Source organism: Paraburkholderia sp. SUR17, assembly GCF_029536165.1.
GTDB lineage: Bacteria > Pseudomonadota > Gammaproteobacteria > Burkholderiales > Burkholderiaceae > Paraburkholderia > Paraburkholderia kururiensis.
Genome location: NZ_CP120508.1, coordinates 3607606 through 3632403, shown reverse-complemented (window position 1 = coordinate 3632403; position 24798 = coordinate 3607606). Strand labels below are relative to the sequence as shown.

Genomic DNA, 24798 nt, shown 5'->3' with positions numbered 1-24798 from the left:
GCGGCGCCAGTCACCACAGGCAGCCACGGAGAAGATCATGAACAGCAAATTCGTTGTCGGTGCGGCGTTGGGTGTAGCGGCGCTGGTGGCATCGTCGGTGGCGTCGGCTCACGTCGACGTGGCGATCGGGCTTGGCGTGCCGGCCTACGTGCCCGCAGAACCGGTGTATGTGGCACCGCCGCCGGTGGCGTATGCGCCGCCGCCCGTCGTCTATGGCGCGCCGCCTGTGGCGGTCATGTACGGCGACGACTGGCGCGAACGCGAATGGCGCCGCCACGAATGGCGGGAGCATCAGTGGCGCGAGCATGAATGGCGCGAACGCCGCGGGTGGGGCGGCGACTGAGCGCCGGATGGACAGCGGTCGTTATCCTTTGTGATTCGTCAGGATCGCAGACCAAAGAAGCCGCGCCACAGCGTATCGAAGATGCGGGTGTGACGTTCTTCGTGTGGCTCGGCTGAAGGCGTGTCGTGGGCGGGTGTGGCGGCGTTGTCGTGGTCTTTATCGTGGTCTTTGTCGTTGCGGCCGCGACTTTCCTTGTCGTGCGGCATGGGCTCGTCTGAGGCGCTCACGTCTTCTTCGGTTGCCGTTTCGGCGCGACGCGCCTGCTGCAACGCGTAGACACTATCGGCGATACGGCCGGCGACTTCTTCGTCGCAGTCTCGACCCAGTAGTACGCCGAGCAGGACGTCACGGTTGTATCCCGCGTCGGCGAAGCGCATCGCGAGCGCGACGTTCTCCCTGTATCGGGCTTCGGCCGCTGCCTGTTCGGCGGCTTCACGTTCCGCGCGCTCCTGCTCGCGTTTCTCTTGCTCGCTCTGCCAGCGGCGCATTTCTTCGGCAAACACGGCATCGTAGACGGCGCGTTGATGCGCGTCCGAGAGAATCGCGTACGCGTCCTTGATCTCCTGGAATGCGGCGCGCGCAGCGTCCTCTCGACCGGCGTTGCGGTCGGGGTGCCACTTCATCGCGGCCTTGCGGTACGCGCGCTTGATCTCGTCTTCGGAGGCGTTGTCGGCAACGCCCAGCAGTTCGTATAAGGTCGCCATCCTGCTTCCATTCCGTGCCGGTTTGAGCACTATCCTGGCACAGGAAGACGACAGCAGTTCGGCGGCGCACTTATGGTCGCGCAGCGGCGGTGGGTGCACGCTGTAACCCGCGGCAAGCAGCCGATGCGAGGCGAACTTATTCGGGCGAGGCGGGCGCCTGTTCCCGCACGCCGGGAGCGCCGGGCATGCCCGGCGGCGTGGCGACGTGGGGCACCCGGTTCAAGGCGACGAGATCTTCGTTCAGGCTCGTATGAAGCGTTGCGATCGCCTGATCGACGTTGGCCGGCTTCAGCTGGATGCGCGCGAGCGAGTCGTAGACGTAGTGGCGCAGTATCGGGTCCTGAGTCCGGTTCAACACCTCGTGGTAGACGGCCACGATCTGGCTCTCGCGTCCTGACATCGCGTAAAGGCGATGCAGTTGCTCGAGATCGTTGACGACCGCGAAGTCGGCGCCGGCCGGAGGAGGGGGCAAATGCGCGGGGAGGCGCGCCGACAAACCCGGTACGCCCTGCGTACCCGCGTCCGCGTGTTGAGCTGTATCCGGTGAGCTGTCTTGCGCGAAGGCGGCCGGCAATGCGAGCACTAGCGTCGCAATTGCAGCCGCGGAAATCAGGCGTTTCTTCACTTTCGTGTTCTCCCGTCGTTCGACGCCGGCACGTGGCCCGCCGGCTTGAGAAGCACGATAGACGAACGCCCGCGCACGATGGATTACCTCATCTCCCCGTTTCTTACACGGTGTGGTGCTGGCGCGAGCGCGGGTAAGCGTGGACACGCGTGGGTAAGCATGGGTAAGCGCGGCACGTCGCTGCACCCGCTCAACCGCGTTCGAGTCAGGCCTCGGATCGGGATTCGCGTCCGAGTCCGGAGCCGCGCCGGCCGGATGACCGCGGCCATCGCGCGGGCATCACCTGGCACACGATCAGCCCCGCGAGCATCAGCGCGCAGCCCGTGAGCGCGCGGGCGCCGAGCGTCTCGCCCAGCACGATCCAGCCCGCGAGCGCGGCGAACACGCCTTCCATGCTGAAGATCACGGCGGCGTGCGCGGGCGCGGCATCTTTTTGTGCGATCACCTGGATCGTGTACGCGATGCCCACTGAAAGCGCACCGCCATACAGAATGGTCGGCGCGGCGCGCGCGATATCGGCTAAACGCACGGGCTCGTATGCGAACGCGACAGCAAGGCATAGCACGCCGCACGTGACGAACTGCACGAGCGCGAGCATGAGCGGATCGTGCCGTCGCGCGAAGCGGCCCACCAGCATGACCTGCGCGGAGATAGCGAGCGCGCCGCCCAACTGATACCAGTCGCCCGTCATCACCTCGAAGTGTTCGTTGATGCTGAGCAAGTAAAGGCCAACGGCCGCGAGCATCGCGCCCAGCCACGTGCCCATGCCTGTGCGATGACGAAACAGCACACCCATCATCGGCACGATCACGACGTAGAGCGAACTGATGAAGCCGGCGTTGGCTACCTTCGTGTAGCGCAGGCCGATCTGTTGCAGCGAGATCGCCACCGCGAGCGTGAGGCCGAGCAATGCGCCGTCGCGCACGAGCGCCGGGCGATCGGCGCCCCATGTGGCGCGCGGGCCGGCTGGCGAAAGGTGCAGCATGCCGACGAGCGCGAGCACTACGCCTGCGCCCAGCAGGAAACGCAGTCCTGTAAAGAGGAAGGGACCGACGGCGTCGAGGCTGATGCGCTGGGCGACGAACGCCGAACCCCAGATCATCGCGGCGCCGAGCATCAGAAGGTTCGCACGCAGATGTTTACGGGCAGGAGAATTCACGCGAAAGTTTCTCTTTTAAGTACGAGTTATTCTGTAAGGCGACAGAAAGGCGTGGTGTGGACGGAAAAATACATCATCCCTGTTGCCGGATGACAAACGCCCTACGCTGCGTGATACTGCCCCGCGGGAAGCGAGCGCCGCAATACCGCGTGTCGCTTTGCCGGTTGTGCAGTTGTCCAATTGAAGCAGTTATTCTTTTTACGTCGATTTATCAAATCATTTCCGGTTTGGGGAACACCAATATGAAGAAGATCATTGCCTCGCTCGTTACCGCCTCCGTCGCGCTCATCTCCGTTCAGGCTTTTGCTCAGGACGCATCGGGTGCCGCGCCCGCCACGGCTGCCAGCGCACCGGCGAAGAAGCACCACAAGGTGCTGAAGCACCACGGCAAGCGTGCCAAGGTTCAGGAAGCCGCATCGGCTGCCGGCACCGCCGACAAGGGCACGCAGCAGTAAGCTGCCCGGCGCGCCCGTGCGGACGCATGCAGCGCCCGCAGCAGCAGGAAGGCCAGAGCGGCAACGCTTTGGCCTTTTTCTTTTGTCCGCTCCATCGGTTCGGGGTTTGGGCCGCCACGCTGGCATTCCAGCCGGCATTCAGTCCGCCGTAAGGCCACTATCCGCCGATGGCCTCGTCACGCTGTCCATGAGCGCGCGCATGCGCTGCCAGTGCGTGCCTTCCCAGAACACGCGCCGACAGACATCGCAGGTCACGAACTGCGTGTGGCGCGCAAGCACGCCCGGCGGCGCGCGTTCGCCCACTTCGTGTTTCGCGATGCGCCGCAGCGGCGCGTTGCACGTGAGACAGAGCCGGAACGGATGCGCACTCGCGGCGAGGTCGAGCCGGTCGAACACTTCGCGCAACTGGTCCTTCGGCTTGAGCGCGCGTACGTAGCAGCCGTGCGTGATGGTGCGCCGCTTCAGCAACTCGCGGTCGCGCGTGAGCACGATGCGGTTTTCGCTTGCGGCGAGCGCTTCGATTTCGTCGTCTGGAAAGCCGTTGTCGTAAAGCGTGTCGAAGCCCGCGAGCCGCAGCAGTTGGGCGAGGCCGCCCAGGTGCGCATCGGCGATGAAACGCGTCACGCGTAGCGGTGCCGCGCGCACGCGCAGCAGCGGCTGGATGTCGACGGACTCGAACTTCGGATAAACCGCCACGCGGTCGCCCTCGGCGAGCGGGTAATCGAAGCCCACGGACTCGCCGTTCACCAGAATCAGCTCGACTTCCGTATGCGGTACGCCCAGCGCCTCGATCATATGCTTGGCCGTGGCGGCCCGCGCGCACGCACAGCTGAACTCGTGCCGCCGCAGCGACGGCGCGAGAAAGTCGTTCAGCTCTTCATAGAAGCGGAATGTCGCCGTGACCATGCGGCAAGTATGGCACCGGCGCTGCCGGCATGCCTGCGCCTGTCACGAGGCTGTGCTTTACTGCCGGTTTGGCTGCACGAGGAGAGCAAGGATGGATATCGGCTTTATCGGTCTCGGCGAAATGGGCGCCGCGATGGTTGCAAACATTCTGAAAGCGGGCCACAGCGTGCGCGTGTGGAACCGTACCCGCGAGCGCGCGTTGCCGCTTGCGGATGCCGGCGCGCGCATTGTCGAAACGCCCGCCGACGCCATGGCCGGCGACGCCGTGTTTTCCATGCTCGCCGACGATGCGGCAGTGGCCGAAGTCTTCGATGCCGCATTGATCGAGCGCGCACCGCGCGGCCTCGTGCACGTCAACATGGCGACGATTTCCGTAGCCCTCGCGCAGACGGTGGCGCGCATGCACGAAGAGCGCGGCCTGCACTACGTGGCCGCGCCGGTGCTCGGTCGCCCTGATGTGGCAGCGGCCGGCAAGCTCACGATCATGGCGGCCGGTGCGGCGGAGGCAGTCGATCGCGTGCAGCCGGTGCTCGATGCGGTGGGTCAGAAGACGTGGCGCATCGGCTCGCTGCCGCAGCAGGCGAACGTGATGAAGCTCGCGGCCAACTTCATGCTGGCTTCGGCAGTGGAGGCGCTGGGTGAGGCTTCGGCGCTGCTGGGCGGGCATGGCGTGTCGATGCAGGACTTTCTCGACGTCGTGACGAGCGGGCCGTTTCCCGGTCCCGTGTATCAGGGCTACGGCCGGATGATTGCGGAGCAGCGCTATGAGCCGGCGCTCTTCAAGGCACGACTCGGCCTCAAGGACGTGCGGCTCGCGCTGGCTGCGGCGGATGCCACGTCCACTCCCTTGCCGATGGCGAGCGTGCTGCGCGACAGCCTGATCGAAGCCGTTGCGCACGGCGATGGCGAGCGTGACTTCGCCGTGCTCGGCAAGGTGGCGGCACGCCGAGCGGGACGCTGACTCGACGGGCGCCGCTACTCGCAAAAGGAGTATGCGGGCGGGCATAATGGCTTCCCTGTTCTGCGCCGGTTCTGTGTCGGTTTTTGCGTTCACGGCTGGCGCCCCGCCCCCTGAGGAAGTTCGAATGAGCCTGCACACCTGGTGGCTGCTGGTTGCCACAGTCTTTGTCGTTTCCGCCATTCCCGGTCCGAACATGCTGCTCGTGATGACGCACGGCGCGCGTTATGGACTGCGCCGTTCGAGCGCGACGATGGCGGGGTGCCTCACGGGCATCATGCTGATGGCGTCGATATCGGCGGCAGGTCTTGGCGTGTTCCTGCAGGCGTGGCCCACCATGTTCAACGCGCTGCGGCTCGCGGGCGCGGCCTACCTGGTCTGGCTCGGCATCAAGGCGTGGCGTGCGCCGGCGGCCGAGGTGCGTGAAATGGCCGCAGCGGACGCCGAGGCTTCGTCGGCGCTGCTGCGCCGCTCGGCGTTTTCGCTCTTTCGCAACGGCTTTCTGGTGGCGAGCAGCAATCCGAAGGCGATTCTGTTTGCGGCGGCGCTGCTGCCGCAATTCATCGACGCGAGCCGACCCGCACTGCCGCAGTTCGTCGTTCTCGTCGCGACGATCGCTGTGATCGAGGTGGGCTGGTATCTGATCTACGCCGGCTTCGGCACGCGCATCGGCGAGCGGCTGCGCAGCAAGAGCGTGGCGAAGGCGTTCAACCGGCTGACGGGCGGCGTATTCGTCGGATTCGGCGCGATGATGGCGCTCGTGCGGCATTGAACGACCACGGGCATCGCGCGCGTGGTGCCAGCCGCCGCGCGCCATTCCGCGTTGCGCCTTGCTCTCGCGTCGGCTTAGTCCGCGCCCCTCACCACGCCGAGCAGAAATGCGGCGTCCGTGAAGACGAAGCACACCGCGCAGACGCCGTCCCACCCGGCGAGGCTCCAGGCCGCCCCTGAGAGCACTGCGCCCAGCGCGCCACCCACGAAGAACATCCCCACGAAGATGCCGTTCAGACGTCCGCGCGCGGCCGGATTCATGAGATTGATCGAGCGCCGGCCCAACGTCTGATCGATGACCACGCCGGCGTCCAGCGTCGCGGCGCTCGCCACCAGCAAGGTCAGGGCAAGCCCGGGATGCGCGGTCGGCGCGAAGCCGAGCCAGCCCGCGCCCGCTATGCCCATTGCAAGGATCGCCACGAGCATGGCGAGGTGGCCGCGCAAAAGCACGGCATTGCCGATGCCACGGTCGCCCGCCCGACCGGCGAGCGGCGTGACGATCGCGCCAGTCGCGCCCGCCAGCGCGAACAGCGCGATGCCGTGCAGGCCGAGGCTGAAAGGCGGTTGCGCGAGCCGCAGGCCGATGGCGGTCCAGAACGCGCTGAACGCGCCCATCACCAACGCGGCGGAGAGCGACCGCCGTTGCAGGACCGGCTCCGTGCGCAGCAGCGTCCAGAGCGAGCCCAGCAGAGCGACATAACGGGTGGCGGCCTGCGGACGGCGCACCGGCAGCCGCAGGCTCAGCAGCAGGGCGAGCAGCGCGTCGGCTGCTGCTGCGACGCCATAGAAGCCGCGCCAGCTCACCGAACCGGCTATTACGCTGGCCAGCGGCCGCGACAGCAGAATCCCCACCATCAGTCCGCTCATCACGTTGCCCACCGCCCGGCCGCGTTGATGCTCGGGCGCCATCGACGCGGCCATCGGTACGAGCATCTGGATCACGCTCGATGCCGCGCCGGCCAGGAAAATGGCGACGAGAAAGAGCGGGCCGGAGCGCGTGAATATGGGCACGGCGAGGAACGCGGCGCAGGCAGCGAGCGTGCGCACGATCAGGCGCCGGTTTTCCACGAGGTCGCACAACGGAACGAGCAGCACAAGCCCGGCGGCGTACCCGAGCTGCGGCAGCATGGCGACGAGCCCCGCGAGCGAGGCCGGCAGACGCAGCGAATCGGCGATCGTGCCGGTGAGCGGCTGCGCCGCAAACAGATCGACCACGATGATGCCTACCGCCGCCGAGAAGAACAGCATGAGCGGCGTGGAAAGGCCCGTGGGCGCGGAGGCGCTTTGTGCGACGTTCGCCTTGCATGGGACGGCGGCGGCGCAGGAGGCGTTGGCGTTTGTGCCGGCGTTGGCGGAAGAATTCATCCAGATGGCTCCAGAAGCAATGTCCGCTCATCGTACGAACCGCTGTGCTATGCGACAATTGAAATATGTCGATAATCTTTATGCGAGATTGTTTTGAATACCCGTGACCTTCAGGCTTTCGTGGCGGTGGTGGATAGCGGCTCGATGGTGCGTGCCGCACAGGCGTTGCATCTGACGCAGCCGGGTCTCACGCGTCGCGTGCAGAACCTGGAAACCACGCTGGGCATGCCGTTGCTCGATCGTCAGGCGAAGCCGCTCAAGCCGACGGCCGCTGGGCGTGAGGTGTACGCGCTCGCGCGCAACGTGCTGGGCGCCGTCGACGACCTGTTAGCGCTCACTTCGCCCGACAGCGAGCCGGCTGGCGAGCTGAGGCTCGGCGTGCCCCCGTTTCTCTCGGAATTTGCGCTGGAAGAGCCCGTGGACCGGTTGCGCAGCGCGTTCCCGAAACTCACCTTGCGGGTCACGGCGGCATGGTCGCCCGGGCTGTTGCAGAGCGTGGAGCGGGCGTCGGCAGACGCCGCCGTCGTGCTGATGCCGTCCAACGTGGCGCTGCCGGACACCGTGGTGTCGACGCGGCTTGCGTGCCTGTCCACCGTCGTGGTGGCGCCGCGCTCGCTGGACTTGCCGGATACGCCGGTGTCGCTCGCCGAACTGTCGCGCTACGCGTGGGTGCTGAATCAGGACGGCTGCGGCATGCGATCCGCGCTCGCGCGCGCCCTGGCGGCGGGCGGACTGCCTTTCAACGTGGCCGTCGAGGCGTTCGGCTCGGACCTGCAGCTTTCGTTGGTGGCGCGCGGGCTGGGCATCGGCATCGTGCCGCCGGACCGGCTGGAGCGGGCGCCGCACCGAGATCGGCTCAGGGTGGTGGAGACCACGGACTTCCGGTCCGACGTCAACGTGTGGCTGGTGCATGGCGCGCTGCCGGGGCGCCTCGCGCGTGCCGTCGGTCTGCTGCGCGAGGCGCTGGTCGAGACGCTCGTGGCCAACGGCATTGCGGCCGCGAAGTAGGTGGCGCGATCAAGGTGGGCGGCCATCCGGCGAATCCTCCGGGCGGCATAAAGGCGGGAGAGGGTGGCTGTCGCTCAAACCGTTCGATTCGCTGTTGCTCGACGACAACAATTGGGGATTGCCCGCATTTTCATGTTGCGTCGCACCAAGCGTTTTGCTATAGTTGGAACTGTCTCCTCCATGTCTCCTCTGATATGGATTCAGCCCGCCAAACAAGGCGGGCTTTTTTTTGCCCTGGCAATCCCGGCCAGCATCACAGACGCATGCCGTTCCCAACGCTCCAGCGTCTCGCACCCAATCTCAGAACCGATACGACAGCGCCAGATACGTGATGATCGGATCGGCCTTCAGCTCCGATTGCGTCACGGCCAGTTGCGTGCCGTCCGCCGCCTTGATGATCACCGACGACGTCGTCTTCAACGGGATGTAAGTCACCGAGGCCGTCACGCCCCAGTGTTCGTTGATGTTGTACACGGCGCCCGCGTTGAACACCGGCGCCCAGGACGACGACGCCTTCGCCTCCACTCGCGTCTGCCCCGGCTTGCCCGCGCCCGCGGCGAGAATGGCGCCCAGATTCTGCTGCGTTGACTGCACGAAGTTCGGATTCAGCTCGAGGTTGGTGAAGAAGTTGTACGACACGCCCACGCCGATGAACGGCCGGAACTTCGAGGTCGACGACGCGAAGTAGTACTGGAACAACAGCGCCGGGCTCCACTGCCGCACGCTCTTCACGATCGGATTGACGCCCGCCTGCCCGATGTCCTGGCTGCCGAGTGCGCCCGCCGGCCCCGGCGGCTTGATGGTGCCGTGGCCGTAGATCTTGAACGTCGGCGGCACGCCCGCCACGCTCGTGATCGCGATGTTGTCCGTGAGGAAGTGGCTGAAGACGAGCCCGAGGGTATCCGCCTTGTTCGAGGCGAGCCCTGTGCCCGACGACGTGAACGACGACGGCAGCCGCAACGGCGTGTTGATCGGCGTGGGCGCCACGTGCGTGGTGAGCGGCTGGCTCGACTGCTGCGGCATGATGTGGAACCAGCCGAGCGACACGACGTCGTCGCCGGCTTTCTGTGCGTACGCGCTGGCACACGCGCAAAGCGCGAGCGCCGCCAACGCGGGTCTCAAGGTGTTGTGCATGTTTTCTCTCCCTGCTTCCCTTCAGCGGGCAAGCCTGCTTCGCGCTACGGCGCAACGGGCATGGCCGCCCGCTGCGTCGTGCGTCGCGCCCACACCCCTCGCCGCGGGTACCGGAGGTACCTGATGCGCGGCTGAGGGGCGAGGGCGGAAGCGGCCGCCTCGTTCCGTTGTCTCGGTGTGCGCCTCGTCCATTACTGGACGAAGGCGCCGATGGTGAAGTACGGCGACGACGCGTTCGTCATGTCGAGGAAGCCGAACACGCCGCCCGAGAAGATGAACTTGCCGGTGGGCGCAGTGCCCGCCGCGGCATCTGCATGCACCGAGGTCACGACGCCCGGCACCGCTTCCGCGTAGCTCAGGTTGAGCGCAGTGGCGAGCGATGCCTGCGACGGCTGGAACGGATCGAGCAGCGTGGCCTGCGTGCCGGCGATCGCCGTGGTGCGGTAGTTGAACGCGCTATCCACGCCGATGTATTCGCCGTCCTGCGAGCCCTGCGCGATGGCCGTTTGCGGCGCGAGAATCGAGATGCCCGATTCGTCGTCGGCGACGGGGCCGGAGATGCCGTTCTGCGGATTCGGCGTGAGCGTGGAGTTGGCCACACCCGTGCGCACGAGAATCGGCACCAACTGATTGCGCAGCTTGCCGACGATCATGAAGCCCTTGGCGTACGGCGTCGTGGCGAGCGTCGGCTTGGCCTGGCCCTGGAACTTGTCCGTTTCGAACGCGCCGCTGCCGTCTGCCGACTGCACGAAGTTCGTTCCCGGCTGCTGACACGTGCCGGCGTTGACGCCGGTGTTGTCGCACTCGGTCCACGTGCCGTCCGCGTTGATGATGATCTTCGAATCCACCGCCACCGGCAGGAAGTTCTGCGACGGCACCTGGTGATAGCCGAGCTGGTTATAGGTGCCGGCCACGTTCGCGATGTTCGTCTCGAGCGACGAGAAACCGATGAACGGGTAGTACGGGAACGTCGTGTCGGGCACGGCCCCTTCGCCGAGGATGCCGCCGAACTGGATCTCCTTGCCCGGAATCGTGCCGCCCGCCACGCCGAAGCCGACGAAGATGCGTGCCGGACGGTTCGGATCGAGACTCGCGCCGTTCAGACGGAACGCGCACTGGTTGAGCTTCTGCGTGGGCAGCGCCGTCTCCTGCGTGATCGTGCCGCTTTGCGACGTGCCGGCGCGCGTGGGCGAAACGGTGCCCGTAGTCTGCGGGATCGGCGACTCGACGTAGGTCACCTGCCAGGTCATCTTCGTCGTGTCGAGTTGCAGCTTGACGAGTTCGCCGTCGCCGCCACCGCCCGTGTAGACCGTGTTGTAGTCGAGCGATGCGGGACACAGCCGCACTTCCGGCGGCGGCGCCGACGTGCCGCCACCGCCGCCGCATGCCGCGAGTATCGGCGCCGCGATAACGGCCGCCGCAAAGGTCTTCCAGTTCATACCGCCCCTCCATGATCTTTTCGTTGTGAGCGGCCAGCTCCCTGTCCAGCCGCGCTTCGTCTCGTTCTCTAACGGTGTTGCCGGTGCTGCGTATTTTTGTGCTGCTTTTATGGCTGTGCTGCCGGGGTGCGTCGTGCGTCTCGCGGGGGCGCGAGGTGTGTGCTTTTTTTCGATGCTGCCGTTCCTCCTCAACTCACTTGCTGATCTGTGCGCCCACACCGAAGTACGGATTGCTCGACCACGTGCCGCCTGAGGCGAGGCCGCCGTTCATGGTGTCGTTGATCAGGATGGCGTACAAACCGCCCGAGGCGATCGCGAATCCGCTCTGGCCGCGCGCGTCCGTCACGCCGATGAGGCCGGGCGTCGAGAGGCCGTAGTTGAGCGCGAAACCATCTTCGTTGGCCGCCGTGGTCGGATTGATGAACGTGCCCACGCCGCCCTGGATGAGGGTGGCCGTGTACTTGAAGTTCGAGTCGGCGCCTACGTAGCCGCCGTCGAAGCCGCCCGATGCAATCGCCGTGTTCTTCGCGAGCAGCGCGATGCCGGACTCGTCGTCGGCCTGCAGCGCGCCGAGATTCACGTTGCCCGTACGCACGACGAGCGGCACGGTGGCGCCGTTGACCTGGCCAAGCACCATGTGCGCGCTCGCCGAAATGCCGAGCGGCAGCGTCTGCGCGCTGATCTGCGGAGCCTGCGTGCTGGTGAAGTAGCCGTTGCTGCCCGCGGTCCACGGGTTGCCTGTGGTGAGGCAGCGGGTGGTCGACGTGCAGGCGCCGTTGGCGTCGAACGTTTCGGTCGAGTTCGCGCCTGCCGTGAGGTAATTGCCCGACGGCGTGATGTGATAGAGCAGCCCGTTATACGTGCCGGGCAGTTTCGAGATGTCCGTTGTCGTGCTCGCGAAGCCGAGGAACGGATAGAAGTCGAACTGGCGATTCGGCACCTGGCCGACGCCCGTGCCCAGCCCAAGGATGCTCACGCCGCTGAACTGCACCGTCGCGCCCGGAATGCCGCCGCCCGCCACGCCGAGGCCCACCAGCACCATCGGCGGATTGCTCGTGTTGAAGCTCGCGGCGGTGCTGTAGGTACCGCCGCCAGGCGCCGTGCCGCTGCCGGGTTCGAGAATGAAGGCGCAACGCGTTTGTTCGGCGGTAGGCAGCGTGCCGGTGGGCGGATGCGCAACGTTGCCGGTGATCGTCACGCCTGCGCGCGTGGGCGACACGGTACCGGTGGTGAGCGGAATGGGCGACTCCCACCACTTGAGCGTGTAGGTCATCGCGGTGGCGTTGATGTTGAGGCTCACGATCTCACCGCTGCCGGCGCCGCCCAGATACGTCGAGCTGCCGATGTCGCCAGTGGCCGGGCACAGCGCCGCGGCGCCGGCGCCTTGCGCGGGCGGGCCCTGAACGCCGCAACTGGCGCCCGAGCATTGAGGAACGTTGATGGCGCCTGGTGCATCAGCCTTTCCGCCGCCGCAAGCAATCAGCAAGGGTGCAGTGGCGATGGCCAGCGCCAGTCCCACCGAAACGGTGTGCGACATTGTTGTCTCCCTGATCTCGTTTAATTGTGCGGTGTAATTTCGCCGGGCTCTTTATGGCTGTCAATTGAAAGAACCGTCTAAAAAAGTCGATTCAAACAGCGTTTTATTCGCCGATGCCGCCTTGTGGCGAGGCTCGCCGCCCTTTTAAACGGAACACGGGTTTACGGCAGGACACAGATTGTGTTGCGCGTGCGGCGCAACATCGCCAAGGCCTTGCTGTGCGGCGCCGGCGGCCAAATCGCGTCATCCTGCCGGAACGGTCGTTCGCACAAAAATACGTGAATTCCCTATGCGGAAATCAATGCCGTTTTAGCAATAGAAGCAAGAAAAATTTCCCGTCTATATGGAAATTTCCAATAGCTGCGCGCTTTTCTCGTTATTCGGGCGGCTTTTAAAGGGTGCAACGGGCGGTGCGGGGGGCTCGCATTTCTGGTGAGGCGCTGCCGTGTCATCGCACGTACAGGCGTTTGAAAAAAAGAAGCCGGCTGGATGAAAGCCGGCTTCGTGGGATGGACCGCCTGTGCTATCAGCGTTTCAATCCAGTCTCTTCCGGCGCGCCGATGGCGAGGTTCATGCACTGGATGGCGGCGCCTGACGCGCCCTTGCCCAGGTTGTCGAGCCGCGCGACGGTCACGAACCGCTCTTCGGTACCGAACACGAAGAGGTCCACGCGATTGGTGTCGTTGGTGGCTTGCACGTCGAAGAAGCCGGCGTCGAGGTTCTCGTCCGCGTTGAACGGCGCCACGCGCACGAACGCTTCGCCCGCGTAGAACTCCGCGAACAGCGCCTGCACGTCCTGCGGCGTGGCGCGCTTGGCCAGATGCTGCGGCGAGAAGTACGTCGTGACGGCGAGGCCCTTGAAGAAGTTGCCCACGATCGGCGTGAACACGGGTGCCGACTTCAGGCCGGTGTGCGCCGCCATCTCCGGCAGATGCTTGTGGCCGAGGCCGAGCGCGTAGGGCCGCGGGCTGTTCAGCTTCGCGTTGTTGCCCGCTTCGTAGTCGGCAATCATCTTCTTGCCGCCGCCGCTGTAGCCCGTGATGGAGTAGCTGTGCGCCGCGAACTCGGGCGCGACCACGCCCGCCTCGACGAGGGGCCGCATGGCCAGCACGAATGCCGACGCGTGGCAGCCCGGCACCGCGATGCGCTTCGCGCCGCGCACACGCTCGCGCTGGCCGCGCGTGAGTTCGGGCACGCCATAGACCCAGTCGGGGCTCGTGCGAAACGCCGTGCTCGCGTCGATCACGACAGTGCGGCTGTTATCCACAAGCGTGGCCGACTCGCGCGAGGCCGCGTCGGGCAGGCACAGGAACGTGACATCCGAGGCATTGATGAGACGACGGCGCTCTTCGACGTCTTTGCGCTTCGCTTCTTCGATGCGCAGGACTTCCACGTCGCTACGTTGCGACAGGTATTCGAAGATCTTCAGGCCGGTGGTGCCTTCCTGTCCGTCGACAAAAACTTTGGTGCTCATCGCTGTCTCGCTGAAACGGGTGATTCGGTGCAGTGGAACCGGGCCGCGGACCGAAGGCGCCGGTTCGGTGCGGCGCCGGTTTCGCGCCGGAACGCCATTTTAAGACCTCATGGCGGCGAGCGTGCGGCGTTGCAGGAGAAAAGCCCGCATTTTCCGCACCTTGCGCGACGATGGTGACGGGAGGATGACGTGGGTAGGCGCGGAGGGTGGGCGGAGAGGGCGCGCAGCGGCGCGAAGAGTGCGCTGGGCTCAGAGGGCAAAGCGGGGCGCCCCGCCGTGGGGCACCCCGACGCCCCGCTCACGCTTCGACGCGAGACGCAGCGACGCTGCGTGGCACAGCGAGACTCAGCGAAAAAACCTTACGCCGACCCTTCGCGTCCCGCGTTCCAGCGCGCCGTCACGGCGGCCACGCGGGCGCCGAACACCTTCGCCGTTTCGAGATCGCCCTGGGGCGGTGCCTCTTCGGGCGACGCGTCGGCCGGCGACTGCCCGAGCAGCCCGGTGAAGCCGCCCACGTAGTTGAGGTCGTTGCGCGTGGCCGCCTTCGTGTTCGACGGCATGATGCCCGTGCCCGTCCAGATCATGCTGTGCTGCATGGCGAGCGTGACGAAGTACTGGATGGTCGAGAACTTGTCGCCGTTCATCGTGGCGGAGTTGGTGAAGCCGGCGGCGATCTTGTCCTTCCACTTCTGCGTGAACCACGGCTTCGACGTGGCGTCCGCGAACTTCTTGAAGTCCGCCGAGGGGCCGCCCATGTAGGTGGGCGCGCCGAAGACGATGGCGTCGGCGGCATCCAGTTCGCCCCACGCCGCGTCGTCCAACTCGCCGACCGCGAACAGCTTCGCGTCCGCGCCCGCGTCCGTCATGCCGGCCAGAACCGCTTCGGCGAGCTTCTTCGTGTGGCCGTAGCCGCTGTGATAAACGATGACAATCTTCGACATGGAGCGCTCCATTTTTCAAAGGGAAACGGGGGAATCCGGCTGTCCGGGGATGAAGGCTTGCCGCGTGGATCGTGCGTTGCGGCGCCGCCGACATTTAAGCACTTTCTCGTGTAGCGGCTGTGCACGATGCACGGTGCGCGCGGGAAGGACTGAATTTCCGTTCAGGGGGTAATGGGCGCAGGCGTGCCGCACGTGTCGCACCTGCTTGCTGTCCGCGCCGGCGTGGACGCCCTATCGCCCGTAGGTGACCGTCATCTTCGCCACTCCCAGCGTTGCCGTGCCGATCTCGTGATCGAACATGATCGCGGGGCGGCCGGTGGCGAGCCGCAGGTTCGTGGTGCCGAGCGCGTAGACCGACACCACGTAGCGGTGCGGCTTGCCGGCCGGCGGGCAGGGGCCGCCGTAGCCGTCCGTGTCGTAGTCGTTGCGCGCCTCGACGGCGCCGAGCTTCTTCAGATAGCCGGACGCGCTGGCGTTCGCCGGCAGGTGGTCGATGCCGGCCGGAATGCCGGCCACCGCCCAATGCCACCAGCCGCGGCCCGGCGCATCGACGTCGAACATCGTGATGGCGAAGCTGCGCGTGCCGGACGGCGCATTGCGCCACGACAGTTGCGGCGACCGGTTGCCGCCCTTGCAGTCGTCCTGATCGTAGACCTGCGGGTCGCCCACCTTGCCGCCGTCCTGCAGATCCGTGCTGACCACAGTGAAGGCACCCGCGGCATGGAGCGGCGGCGCGGCGGCGCCCATGAGCGCGAGGGCGGCGGCGAGCACGGTATGCCGCGCGATTCGCACAGGGAACGAAGCCATCGACACGTCGGGACAACGCATGAGCCGATTCTCCTTTTGACAGGCGAGGGTACTGCTGCGCTATCTCCCTATTTTGTGCCCGATTGTGCTTGATTGCGCTCGAAGCGGGAAATCCGTTCGATATGCCGGGCATGCTCAGGCAAAGATCGGCCAAAGAAAAAAGCCATCTGCGGACAGATGGCTTTCTTTACGCTGCGGACGGGCGGGGCGCTTAGGCGCTCAGGCCCTCACGCGCCCGGCGTGGCGGGCATTACTGCGGAGCCGCGGTCGCGCCACCGTGCGCCGCCGACCACTCGGCCGGCGCGTGCAGGAATTTCTCCACTTCGTCGAGCGTCTTCGTTTCGAAGTAGCCGGACTCCTTCGCGACGCGCAGCACGTCCCACCACGTGGCGAGCGCGTGCAGGTCGACGTCGATGTCCTTCAGCACCGAAACGCTTTCCTTGAAGATGTTGTAGTGGAACAGCACGAAGCAGTGATTCACCTTCGCGCCGGCCGTGCGCAGCGCGTTGATGAAATTGATCTTGCTGCGGCTGTCGGTGGTCAGGTCTTCCACTAGCAGCACGCGCGAACCTTCTTCCAGGAAGCCTTCGATCTGCGCGTTGCGCCCGAAGCCCTTCGGCTTCTTGCGTACGTACTGCATGGGCAGCATCAGGCGGTCGGCGATCCAGGCGGCGAACGGGATGCCGGCGGTTTCGCCGCCGGCCACGGCGTCGATCTGCTCGAAGCCAACGTCGCGCAGGATGGTGGTTTCGGCCATCTCCATGAGGGCACGGCGCACGCGCGGATACGAGATCAGCTTGCGGCAGTCGATGTACACCGGGCTCGCCCAGCCGGACGTGAAGATGAACGGCTTTTCGGCGTTGAAGTGCACGGCCTGCACTTCGAGCAGTATTTTCGCGGTCGTGTCGGAGATCGTCTGACGATCGTAGCCTGTCATGGGGCGAATCCTTGGGTGTGAGCGGGAGATGATGCGCGTGGCCGGGCGGCGATCAGCGGGACCCAGGCGGCGGAGCTTCGCCAGGCGGCGGGCTCCGGCGGCTTCGGCGTTCCTGACGTTGCCGTCAGGACGGGGTTCGCCGGCACCACGGCGGAGCGCACAGTGGGGCCGCGAGCCACCGGCCAGCCTGCTGCGCGCGTAGCCCGGCATTTTACCCGACTTGGGTGGCGCCGACGAGCGCGGCCCGTTGTAGCGCTCGCCCTACGCCCTTACACTCACGCGAATTTCGGGATCGCCCCGCCGAACCCTGCCGAACCCTGCGAAATCCCGCCAAGCCCTCTAACGAACGCCGCGAGCGCGCCAACATGAACGCTGTTTCCTCTCCTCCCGAAACCGTGCAGCGGCGCGGCTACGCGGGCCGCGCGCTGCTTGCCTCGGTGCTCGGCTACGCCATGGACGGCTTCGACCTGCTGATCCTCGGCTTCATGCTGCCCGCCATCGCCATGGATCTGCACCTGAGTTCGACCCAGGCCGGCTCGCTCGTCACGTGGACGCTCGTAGGCGCAGTGGCGGGCGGCGTGATCTTCGGCATGCTGGGCGACCACTTTGGCCGCGTGCGCGTGCTCGCATGGACGATCCTCGTGTTCGCCGTCTTCACGGGGCTGTGCGCGCTCGCGCAAGGCTACGCGGACCTGCTCGTCTACCGGACGATGGCCGGCATTGGCCTCGGCGGCGAGTTCGGCATCGGCATGACGCTGGTCGCCGAGGCCTGGCCTGCCGCACAGCGGGCGCGCGTGTCGTCGTATGTGGGGCTGGGCTGGCAGCTTGGCGTGCTGGCCGCGGCGCTGCTCACGCCGCTGCTCTTGCCTGTGATCGGCTGGCGCGGGATGTTTGCCGTCGGCCTGTTGCCCGCCGTGGTGTCGTTCTTCGTGCGCCGACGTGTCGAGGAACCGCTGCTCTTCACCGAGCGCGCGGCACGTGCCAAAGATGCTCAACGTACCGAAGGTGCCGAAGGTGCCAAAGGCGCCGGACATGACGCTGCCTCGGCGCCACGCGCACCGATCCGGCGTCTCGTCGCCGACGCCCGCACCGCCCGCACGAGCCTCGGCGTGGTGATCCTCTGCTCGGTGCAGAACTTCGGTTACTACGGGCTGATGATCTGGCTGCCCGGTTATCTCTCGAAAGCGTTCGGCTATTCGCTCACGAAGTCCGGCCTCTGGACCGCCGCGACGGTGGCCGGCATGGCCGCGGGCATCTGGCTCTTCGGCGCGGCCGCGGACCGCTTCGGCCGCAAGCCCGCGTTCCTGTTTTACCAGGCCGGCGCCGTGGCGATGGTGTTCGTCTACTCGCAGCTTGCGACGCCGTTCGCGCTGCTTGTCGGCGGCATGGTGATGGGCGCGTTCGTGAACGGGATGATCGGCGGCTATGGGGCGCTCATTTCCGAGCTGTATCCCACCGAGGCGCGCGCCACTGCGCAGAACGTGCTCTTCAACATCGGCCGCGCGGTGGGCGGCTTCGGGCCCGTGACAGTGGGCGCGCTCGCGGCGCGCTATTCGTTCACCGCAGCGCTCGGCGTGCTCGCGTCGATTTACGTGCTCGACATTCTCGCCACGCTTTTCCTGATTCCCGAACGCCGAGGCGCTGCGCTGGAGTGAGCGCGCGCGAGTGCGCAGGATGCCGCGCCGCAGCATGCGCGAAGGCTGCGGCGCTTCGTCTGCGGGGCTTGGGCAGGGCCTCGTCGCTCAACGTGCGGGGTGTACACTAACTGCCCCGTTGAAATCCCCGGTGCCTTGTTTTGCGTCGAGGTTCGTTGTCCCGCCTAACCGGCGCAGGCAAGAACCGCCGCCATCGATCTACCCTTCGATCGCCCACGAAGACGCACGCGCCGCGTGATGCCGGTTCCAATTCAAAATGCCTGTCAGGTCAAACATGGACGAACAACTGAAGCAAAGCGCTCTCGCATACCACCAGAATCCGAAGCCCGGCAAGATCTCCGTCACGCCGACGAAGCCGCTGTCCAACCAGCTGGACCTCTCGCTCGCGTACTCGCCGGGTGTCGCGGCCGCGTGCGAGGCGATCCACGCCGATCCGCTCGACGCGCAGAAGTACACCTCGCGCGGCAACCTGGTGGGCGTGATCACGAACGGCACGGCGGTGCTGGGCCTTGGCAACATCGGGCCGCTCGCCGCGAAGCCGGTGATGGAAGGCAAGGGCTGCCTCTTCAAGAAGTTCGCCGGCATCGACGTGTTCGACATCGAACTTTCCGAGTCCGATCCGGACAAGCTCGTCGAGGCCATCGCGATGCTGGAACCGACGCTGGGCGGCATCAACCTCGAAGACATCAAGGCGCCCGAGTGCTTCTACATCGAGCAGAAGCTGCGCGAGCGCATGAAGATCCCCGTCTTCCACGATGACCAGCACGGCACGGCCATCATCGCGTCCGCCGCGATCCTGAACGGGCTCAAGGTGGTAGGCAAGAAGCTCGACGAAGTGAAACTGGTGTGCTCGGGCGCGGGTGCGGCGGCCATTGCGTGCCTGGACCTGCTCGTGAAGCTCGGTCTTTCGAAGAAGAACGTGCTGGTGGCGGACTCGAAGGGCGTGATCTATGAAGGGCGCGGCAACCTGGACCCGTCCAAGGCGCGCTACGCGGCCACCACGGACGCGCGCACACTGGCCGACGCCATCAAGTCGGCCGACGTGTTCCTCGGCTGTTCGAGCGCCGGCGTGCTGAAGCCGGAGATGGTCAAGGACATGGCGAACCAGCCGCTGATTCTCGCGCTCGCGAATCCCGAGCCGGAAATCCGCCCCGAAGAAGCGAAGAAGGTGCGCCCGGACGCGATCATCGCGACGGGCCGTTCGGACTATCCGAACCAGGTCAACAACGTGCTGTGCTTCCCGTTCATCTTCCGCGGCGCGCTGGACGTAGGCGCCACGACCATCACCGAAGAGATGAAGCTCGCGTGCGTGCGCGCCATCGCGGAACTGGCTGAAGAGACCGATCAGGGCGACGAAGTGGCGAAGGCCTACGAAGGCCACTCGCTCGAATTCGGTCCGGAGTATCTGATTCCGAAGCCGTTCGACCCGCGCCTCATCATCAAGATCGCGCCGGCCGTGGCGCAGGCCGCGATGGATTCGGGCGTGGCGACGCGTCCCATCGCCGACATGGACGCCTACCGCGAGGAACTGGGCACCACCGTCTACCGCACGGGCATGGTGATGCGCCCCGTGTTCGCCGCTGCGAAGGCGAGCCAGGCGCGCATCGTGTTCGCCGAGGGCGAGGACGAGCGCGTGCTGCGCGCCGCGCAATTCGCGCTGACGGAGAAGATCGCGAAGCCGATCATCGTCGGCCGCCCAGCGGTGGTGGAGATGCGCCTGCAGAAGATGGGCTCGAAGCTCAAGGCTGGCCAGGACTTCGAGATCGTGAATCCGGAAGACGATCCGCGCTATCAGCAGTGCTGGCAGGCCTACCACGAGATCGGCGCGCGCGACGGCGTGACGCCCGAAGGCGCCAAGGCCGCGCTGCGCAAGTTCAACACGCTGATCGGCGCGATGCTGGTGCGCCTCGGCGACGCGGACGGCATGATCTGCGGGCTGATCGACAGCTTCGACAGCCACCTCAAGTACATCGACCAGGTGCTGGGCAAGGCGACGGACGCAGAGAACTTCGCCGCGATGAACCTGCTGATGCTGCCGGGCCGCAACCTCTTCATCTGCGACACCTACGTGAACGAAGTGCCGAGCGCGGAACAGCTCGCCGACATGACGATCCTCGCTGCGCGCGAGATCGAGAAGTTCGGCATCGTGCCGAAGGTCGCGCTGCTCTCGAACTCGAACTTCGGCAGCATTCCGTCGGCGTCGTCGCAGCGTATGGCGAAGGCGCGTCAGCTGATCGCCGCGCGCGCGCCGCAACTGGAGGTGGACGGCGAAATGCACGGTGACGCGGCGCTCTCCGAAGTCATCCGCAAGCAGGCGTTCCCGGGCACGACGCTCACCGGCGAGGCGAACCTGCTCATCATGCCGAACGTGGAAGCCGCGAACATCACGTACAACCTGCTGAAGATGATTGGCGGCGAAGGCGTGACGGTGGGGCCGTTCCTGCTGGGTGCGAACCGGCCCGTGCACATCCTGACGCCGGCCGCGACCGTGCGCCGGATCATCAACATGACTGCGGTGGCGTCGGCCAAGGCCGCTGTCGGCAAGGCGCAGCAGGCAGCGCGGTAACACGCCGGCGTGCGTTGTCGGCGCGGGGCTCGCGAGGTTCGCGAGCCTTGATGCAACGACCTCGCACGACCGAAAGAAGCAAATGAAAAGGGCGCCCCGTTTTTGCGGGGCGCCTTTTTTTGCTGATACGCCGTAAAAGCGCGACGCTTACAGTGCAAGAGCGGTTCAACAGCGGCTGCGGTGTGCCGTGCCGCTTTAAGCCGCGTGCCGCGCGTCACCACCCTGCGGCGCGCGCCACTTCGCGAGCAGCGTCGCCCATTTCGTGCGCACGGCCTTGAGGTTGTGCTCCTTCACGTGACCGTAGCCGCGAATGCCGTCGGGCAGGCTGGCCAGTTCCACGGCGAGTGCACGGTTCTGCGCATTCAGCCCGCGCAGCAACTCGCAGACGAGCGCCTCGTATTCGCCGATCAACGCGCGTTCCGTGCGGCGTTCTTCCGTGCGGCCGAACGGATCGAGCGCCGTGCCGCGCAGTACGCGCAGCTTCGCGAGCATGCGCATGGCGGGCAGCACCCACGGTCCGTACTGCTTCTTCACGAGATGACCCGAAGCGTCCTTCTTCGAGAACGACGGCGGCGCGAGGTAGAAGTTGAGCTTCCAGTCGCCCTCGAAGTTTTGCTTCAGCTTCTCGACGAACGCGGGGTCGGCGTAGAGGCGTGCGACCTCGTACTCGTCCTTGTAGGCCATCAGCTTGTGCAGGTTCTTCGCGACGGCCTCGGTGAGCGGCATCTGCGCGTCGCCCGCGTCGAGCGTGGTTTCCGCGGCGCGCACTTCGTCCACGAGCCGGCGATAGCGCGCGGCGTAAGCGGCGTTCTGGTAGGCGGTGAGGAACGCGGTACGGCGTTCGATCAGCGTGTCGAGCGACTTCGGCGTGTGCAGCGTGACGACCTTGGCCGCCGACGCATCTGCCGCTGCCTCACCCGCCAGCTTGCGCACCGTCGCCAGATCGTGCGCGGCGAGGCGGCCCCACTCGAAGGCCGCGCGATTCTTCTCGACCTGCACGCCGTTCAGTTCGATGGCGCGAACCAGCGACTCGTGCGTGAGCGGCAGCCACCCGCGCTGCCACGCAAAGCCCAGCATGAACGGATTCGTGTAGATGGCATCGCCTAGCAGGGCCACCGCGTAGTGGTTCGCGTCCACCACCGCGACGCCGTCTTCGCCTGCGGCGGCGCGGACGTCCGCTTCCGTGCTCGAGCCCGGAAAGCGCCAGTTCGGGTTCTTGATGAACTCCGCGGTCGGTGTTGCCGCGCTGTTGAGCACCACGCGCGTGCTGCCGTTTTGCATGCGCGAGATGCACTCGTCGCTGGCGGTCACGATCTCGTCGCAGCCGATCACGAGGCTCGCTTCACCCATCGCGATGCGGGTTGCGTGGATGTCGTCGGGGCGATTGGCGATCTGCACGTGGCTCATCACGGCGCCGCCTTTCTGCGCGAGACCCGTGACGTCGAGCACCGTCACGCCCTTGTTCTCCAGGTGCGCAGCCATGCCGAGCAGTGCGCCGATCGTCACCACGCCAGTGCCGCCCACGCCCGTGACGAGCACGCCGTAGGGTTGCGCGATGTCGGGCGTTTGCGGCGCAGGCACGGGCGGCATGGCGTCGTTCTTCACGCCCGCCACGGCCGGCTTGCGCACCTGCCCGCCTTCCACGGAAACGAAGCTCGGGCAGAAGCCCTTCAGACACGAGAAGTCCTTGTTGCAGGTGGACTGGTTGATCTGGCGCTTCGTGCCGAACTCGGTTTCGAGCGGCTCGACCGAAAGGCAGTTCGATTGCACCGAACAGTCGCCGCAGCCTTCGCACACCGCTTCGTTGATGACGACGCGGCGTGCCGGATCGGGGTACGCGCCGCGCTTGCGGCGGCGGCGCTTTTCGGTGGCGCAGGTCTGGTCGTAGATCAGGATCGTCGTGCCGGCGATCTCGCGCAGTTCGCGCTGAATGGCGTCGAGCTGGTCGCGATGATGGATCGTCACGCCCGGCGCGAGCAGCGTGCCGGGGTGGCCTTCGTATTTCTGCGGCTCGTCGGTGACGATCACGATCTTCTTCGCGCCTTCGGCAGCGAGTTGATGCGTGATCTGCGGCACGGTGAGCACGCCGTCCACGGGCTGGCCGCCCGTCATGGCCACCGCGTCGTTGTAGAGAATCTTGTAGGTGATGTTCGCCTTCGACGCGATCGCCTGGCGAATCGCGATCAAACCGGAGTGGAAATAGGTGCCGTCGCCCAGATTCGCGAACACGTGCTGGTCGTTCGTGAACGGTGCCTGGCCGACCCACGCCACGCCTTCGCCGCCCATCTGGCTGAAGGTGCTCGTGCTGCGGTCCATCCACACAGTCATGTAGTGACAGCCGATGCCGGCCATGGCGCGCGAACCTTCGGGCACGTTGGTCGACGTGTTGTGCGGGCAGCCCGAGCAGAACCAGGGCTTGCGTTCCACCTGCACGCGCGGCTTGGCGAGCGCTTTCTCCTTCGCTTCGATTACCGCGATGCGGGTGGCGATGCGCGCGCGCACCTCGGCGGGCAGGTCGAACTTGTCGAGCCGCGTGGCAATGGCCTTGGCGATGATGGCGGGCGAAAGCTCGTAGTGCGCGGGCAGGAGCCAGTTGCCCATCGGCACCGACCATTCGCCGCCGGCGCCGCCCTTCTCGTCGAACTTGCCGTAGACGCGCGGACGCTGCGCGTCGGGCCAGTTGTACAGCTCTTCCTTGATGGCGTATTCGAGAATCTGGCGCTTCTCTTCCACCACCAGAATCTCTTCGAGCCCGCGCGCGAATGCCTGCGCGCCCTGCGCTTCGAGCGGCCACACGCAGCCCACCTTGTACAGGCGAATGCCGATGCGCGCGCAGGTGGCGTCGTCGAGCCCGAGGTCGGTGAGCGCCTGCCGCACGTCGAGATACGCCTTGCCGCCGGTGATGATGCCGAAGCGCGCGTTGGGCGAATCGATCTCGACGCGATCGAGCTTGTTGGCGCGCACGTAGGCGAGCGCCGCGTACCACTTGTAGTCGAGCAGCCGTGCTTCCTGCACGAGCGGCGGGTCGGGCCAGCGAATGTTGAGACCGCCTTCGGGCATCGCGAAGTCGCCCGGCAGCACGATATTCACACGATGCGGATCGATCTCCACCGACGCCGACGATTCGACCACGTCCGTCACGCACTTCATCGCGACCCAGAGACCCGAGTAGCGGCTCATGGCCCAGCCATGCAGACCGAAGTCGAGATATTCCTGAACGTTCGAGGGGAACAGCACCGGCAGGCCGCACGCCTTGAAGATGTGCTCCGATTGATGCGCGAGCGTGGACGACTTGGCGGCGTGATCGTCGCCGGCCAGCACGAGCACGCCACCGTGACGCGACGAGCCGGCCGAGTTGCCGTGCTTGAAGACGTCGCCGCAACGGTCCACGCCGGGGCCTTTGCCGTACCACATGGAAAACACGCCGTCGTACTTCGCGCTGGGGTACAGGTTGACCTGCTGCGAGCCCCACACCGCAGTAGCGGCAAGGTCTTCGTTGACGCCCGGCTGGAACACGATCTGGTGCGCGGCGAGATGCTGCTTTGCCTTCCAGAGCGACTGGTCGAGACCGCCGAGCGGCGAGCCGCGATATCCGGAGATGAACCCTGCTGTATTGAGACCGGCCGTCTTGTCGCGTTCCTGCTGGAGCATCGGCAGGCGAACCAGCGCCTGGATGCCGCTCATGTACGCGCGGCCGCGTTCGAGGGTGTATTTGTCGTCGAGTGTGACGGACGTTAGCGCGGCTTCGAGCGACGCTCGCTGACCTGCGTCTAGCGGGGCATTCATTATGTGTACTCCTCCATCTACCAATCCGTTTGGATCGCCAGAACTGCTGTGCCTCGGCATCTCGTGAATGCTTCGGCCGGGGTCGCCATATTGGCGTCTTTTTCGCGATGGTAGCACTGGTGAAAACCCGCCGCAGGAAGCCAGAAATCCCGATTGCAGCGGCCTTTCGGCTGTGATTGCGGTGCGAATCGTCGCGCCGATTGTGGCCTGCGTATGACGCGCGATGTG

The 24798-nt window shown here is 66.0% G+C and carries 20 protein-coding genes; 7 read left to right on the top strand and 13 right to left on the bottom strand.

Annotated elements, in window-relative coordinates; genetic code table 11:
* Positions 1–37: 37 nt before the first annotated feature.
* Positions 38–343 (top strand): hypothetical protein, encoded by a 306-nt coding sequence (locus P2869_RS16255; protein ID WP_277596978.1) that lies wholly within the window; start codon positions 38–40, stop codon positions 341–343.
* 38 nt (positions 344–381) lie between these two features.
* Here the strand turns inward: P2869_RS16255 and P2869_RS16250 are convergent, their stop codons facing one another.
* The 3 genes from P2869_RS16250 to P2869_RS16240 all read right to left on the bottom strand — a co-directional run bounded on the left by P2869_RS16250 (position 382) and on the right by P2869_RS16240 (position 2831).
* Positions 382–1047, bottom strand: coding sequence for a DnaJ domain-containing protein (locus tag P2869_RS16250; RefSeq protein ID WP_277596977.1), 666 nt, complete (start codon positions 1045–1047; stop codon positions 382–384).
* Positions 1048–1183: 136 nt separating this feature from the next.
* Complete coding sequence (locus P2869_RS16245) at positions 1184–1672, bottom strand: hypothetical protein (RefSeq protein ID WP_277596976.1); 489 nt, start codon at positions 1670–1672, stop codon at positions 1184–1186.
* A gap of 205 nt (positions 1673–1877) precedes the next feature.
* Positions 1878–2831: a DMT family transporter gene (locus P2869_RS16240; protein ID WP_277596975.1), complete on the bottom strand. Its 954-nt coding sequence runs from the start codon at positions 2829–2831 to the stop codon at positions 1878–1880.
* Positions 2832–3073: 242 nt separating this feature from the next.
* On the opposite strand from P2869_RS16240, the gene P2869_RS16235 reads away from it, so the two are divergent.
* Positions 3074–3286 carry a hypothetical protein gene (locus P2869_RS16235; RefSeq protein WP_017772057.1) on the top strand — a complete coding sequence of 71 codons (213 nt, stop codon included), beginning with the start codon at positions 3074–3076 and terminating at the stop codon, positions 3284–3286.
* Between the two features lie 138 nt (positions 3287–3424).
* Here P2869_RS16235 and P2869_RS16230 read toward each other — a convergent pair whose 3' ends face one another.
* Positions 3425–4192, bottom strand: a complete 768-nt coding sequence (locus tag P2869_RS16230; RefSeq protein ID WP_017772056.1) for a Mut7-C RNAse domain-containing protein — start codon at positions 4190–4192, stop codon at positions 3425–3427.
* A gap of 91 nt (positions 4193–4283) precedes the next feature.
* On the opposite strand from P2869_RS16230, the gene P2869_RS16225 reads away from it, so the two are divergent.
* Entirely contained in the window at positions 4284–5153 is an 870-nt protein-coding gene (locus P2869_RS16225) for an NAD(P)-dependent oxidoreductase (RefSeq protein WP_017772055.1), read from the top strand.
* Between the two features lie 124 nt (positions 5154–5277).
* Entirely contained in the window at positions 5278–5922 is a 645-nt protein-coding gene (locus P2869_RS16220; protein WP_017772054.1) for a LysE family translocator, read from the top strand.
* 74 nt (positions 5923–5996) lie between these two features.
* Here the strand turns inward: P2869_RS16220 and P2869_RS16215 are convergent, their stop codons facing one another.
* A complete protein-coding gene (locus tag P2869_RS16215; protein WP_277596974.1) occupies positions 5997–7286 on the bottom strand; it encodes an MFS transporter in 1290 nt (429 codons plus the stop codon).
* 93 nt (positions 7287–7379) lie between these two features.
* Between P2869_RS16215 and P2869_RS16210 the strand changes: the two genes are divergently transcribed.
* On the top strand, positions 7380–8294 hold the full coding sequence (locus P2869_RS16210; RefSeq protein ID WP_277596973.1) for a LysR family transcriptional regulator: 915 nt from the start codon (positions 7380–7382) through the stop codon (positions 8292–8294).
* 300 nt (positions 8295–8594) lie between these two features.
* Here the strand turns inward: P2869_RS16210 and P2869_RS16205 are convergent, their stop codons facing one another.
* From P2869_RS16205 to P2869_RS16175, 7 genes are all read right to left on the bottom strand, one after another.
* Positions 8595–9428 carry an OmpW family outer membrane protein gene (locus P2869_RS16205; RefSeq protein WP_277596972.1) on the bottom strand — a complete coding sequence of 278 codons (834 nt, stop codon included), beginning with the start codon at positions 9426–9428 and terminating at the stop codon, positions 8595–8597.
* A gap of 191 nt (positions 9429–9619) precedes the next feature.
* Positions 9620–10867 (bottom strand): DUF2957 domain-containing protein, encoded by a 1248-nt coding sequence (locus P2869_RS16200; RefSeq protein WP_017772050.1) that lies wholly within the window; start codon positions 10865–10867, stop codon positions 9620–9622.
* A 193-nt stretch (positions 10868–11060) separates the two neighbouring features.
* Positions 11061–12404: a DUF2957 domain-containing protein gene (locus P2869_RS16195; protein WP_277596971.1), complete on the bottom strand. Its 1344-nt coding sequence runs from the start codon at positions 12402–12404 to the stop codon at positions 11061–11063.
* 526 nt (positions 12405–12930) lie between these two features.
* Positions 12931–13878, bottom strand: a complete 948-nt coding sequence (gene argC / locus P2869_RS16190) for an N-acetyl-gamma-glutamyl-phosphate reductase (RefSeq protein WP_277596970.1) — start codon at positions 13876–13878, stop codon at positions 12931–12933.
* Positions 13879–14237: 359 nt separating this feature from the next.
* Complete coding sequence (locus P2869_RS16185) at positions 14238–14819, bottom strand: flavodoxin family protein (protein WP_017772047.1); 582 nt, start codon at positions 14817–14819, stop codon at positions 14238–14240.
* A gap of 231 nt (positions 14820–15050) precedes the next feature.
* Entirely contained in the window at positions 15051–15647 is a 597-nt protein-coding gene (locus P2869_RS16180; protein WP_277596969.1) for a YbhB/YbcL family Raf kinase inhibitor-like protein, read from the bottom strand.
* Between the two features lie 229 nt (positions 15648–15876).
* A complete protein-coding gene (locus P2869_RS16175; RefSeq protein ID WP_017772045.1) occupies positions 15877–16563 on the bottom strand; it encodes an orotate phosphoribosyltransferase in 687 nt (228 codons plus the stop codon).
* A 365-nt stretch (positions 16564–16928) separates the two neighbouring features.
* On the opposite strand from P2869_RS16175, the gene P2869_RS16170 reads away from it, so the two are divergent.
* Both P2869_RS16170 and P2869_RS16165 read left to right on the top strand, forming a co-directional pair.
* A complete protein-coding gene (locus P2869_RS16170; RefSeq protein ID WP_277596968.1) occupies positions 16929–18218 on the top strand; it encodes an MFS transporter in 1290 nt (429 codons plus the stop codon).
* 274 nt (positions 18219–18492) lie between these two features.
* Positions 18493–20784: an NADP-dependent malic enzyme gene (locus P2869_RS16165; protein ID WP_126878189.1), complete on the top strand. Its 2292-nt coding sequence runs from the start codon at positions 18493–18495 to the stop codon at positions 20782–20784.
* Between the two features lie 195 nt (positions 20785–20979).
* On the opposite strand, the gene P2869_RS16160 is transcribed toward P2869_RS16165, so the two are convergent.
* Complete coding sequence (locus P2869_RS16160) at positions 20980–24570, bottom strand: indolepyruvate ferredoxin oxidoreductase family protein (protein ID WP_277596967.1); 3591 nt, start codon at positions 24568–24570, stop codon at positions 20980–20982.
* Between the last annotated feature and the right edge of the window lie 228 nt (positions 24571–24798).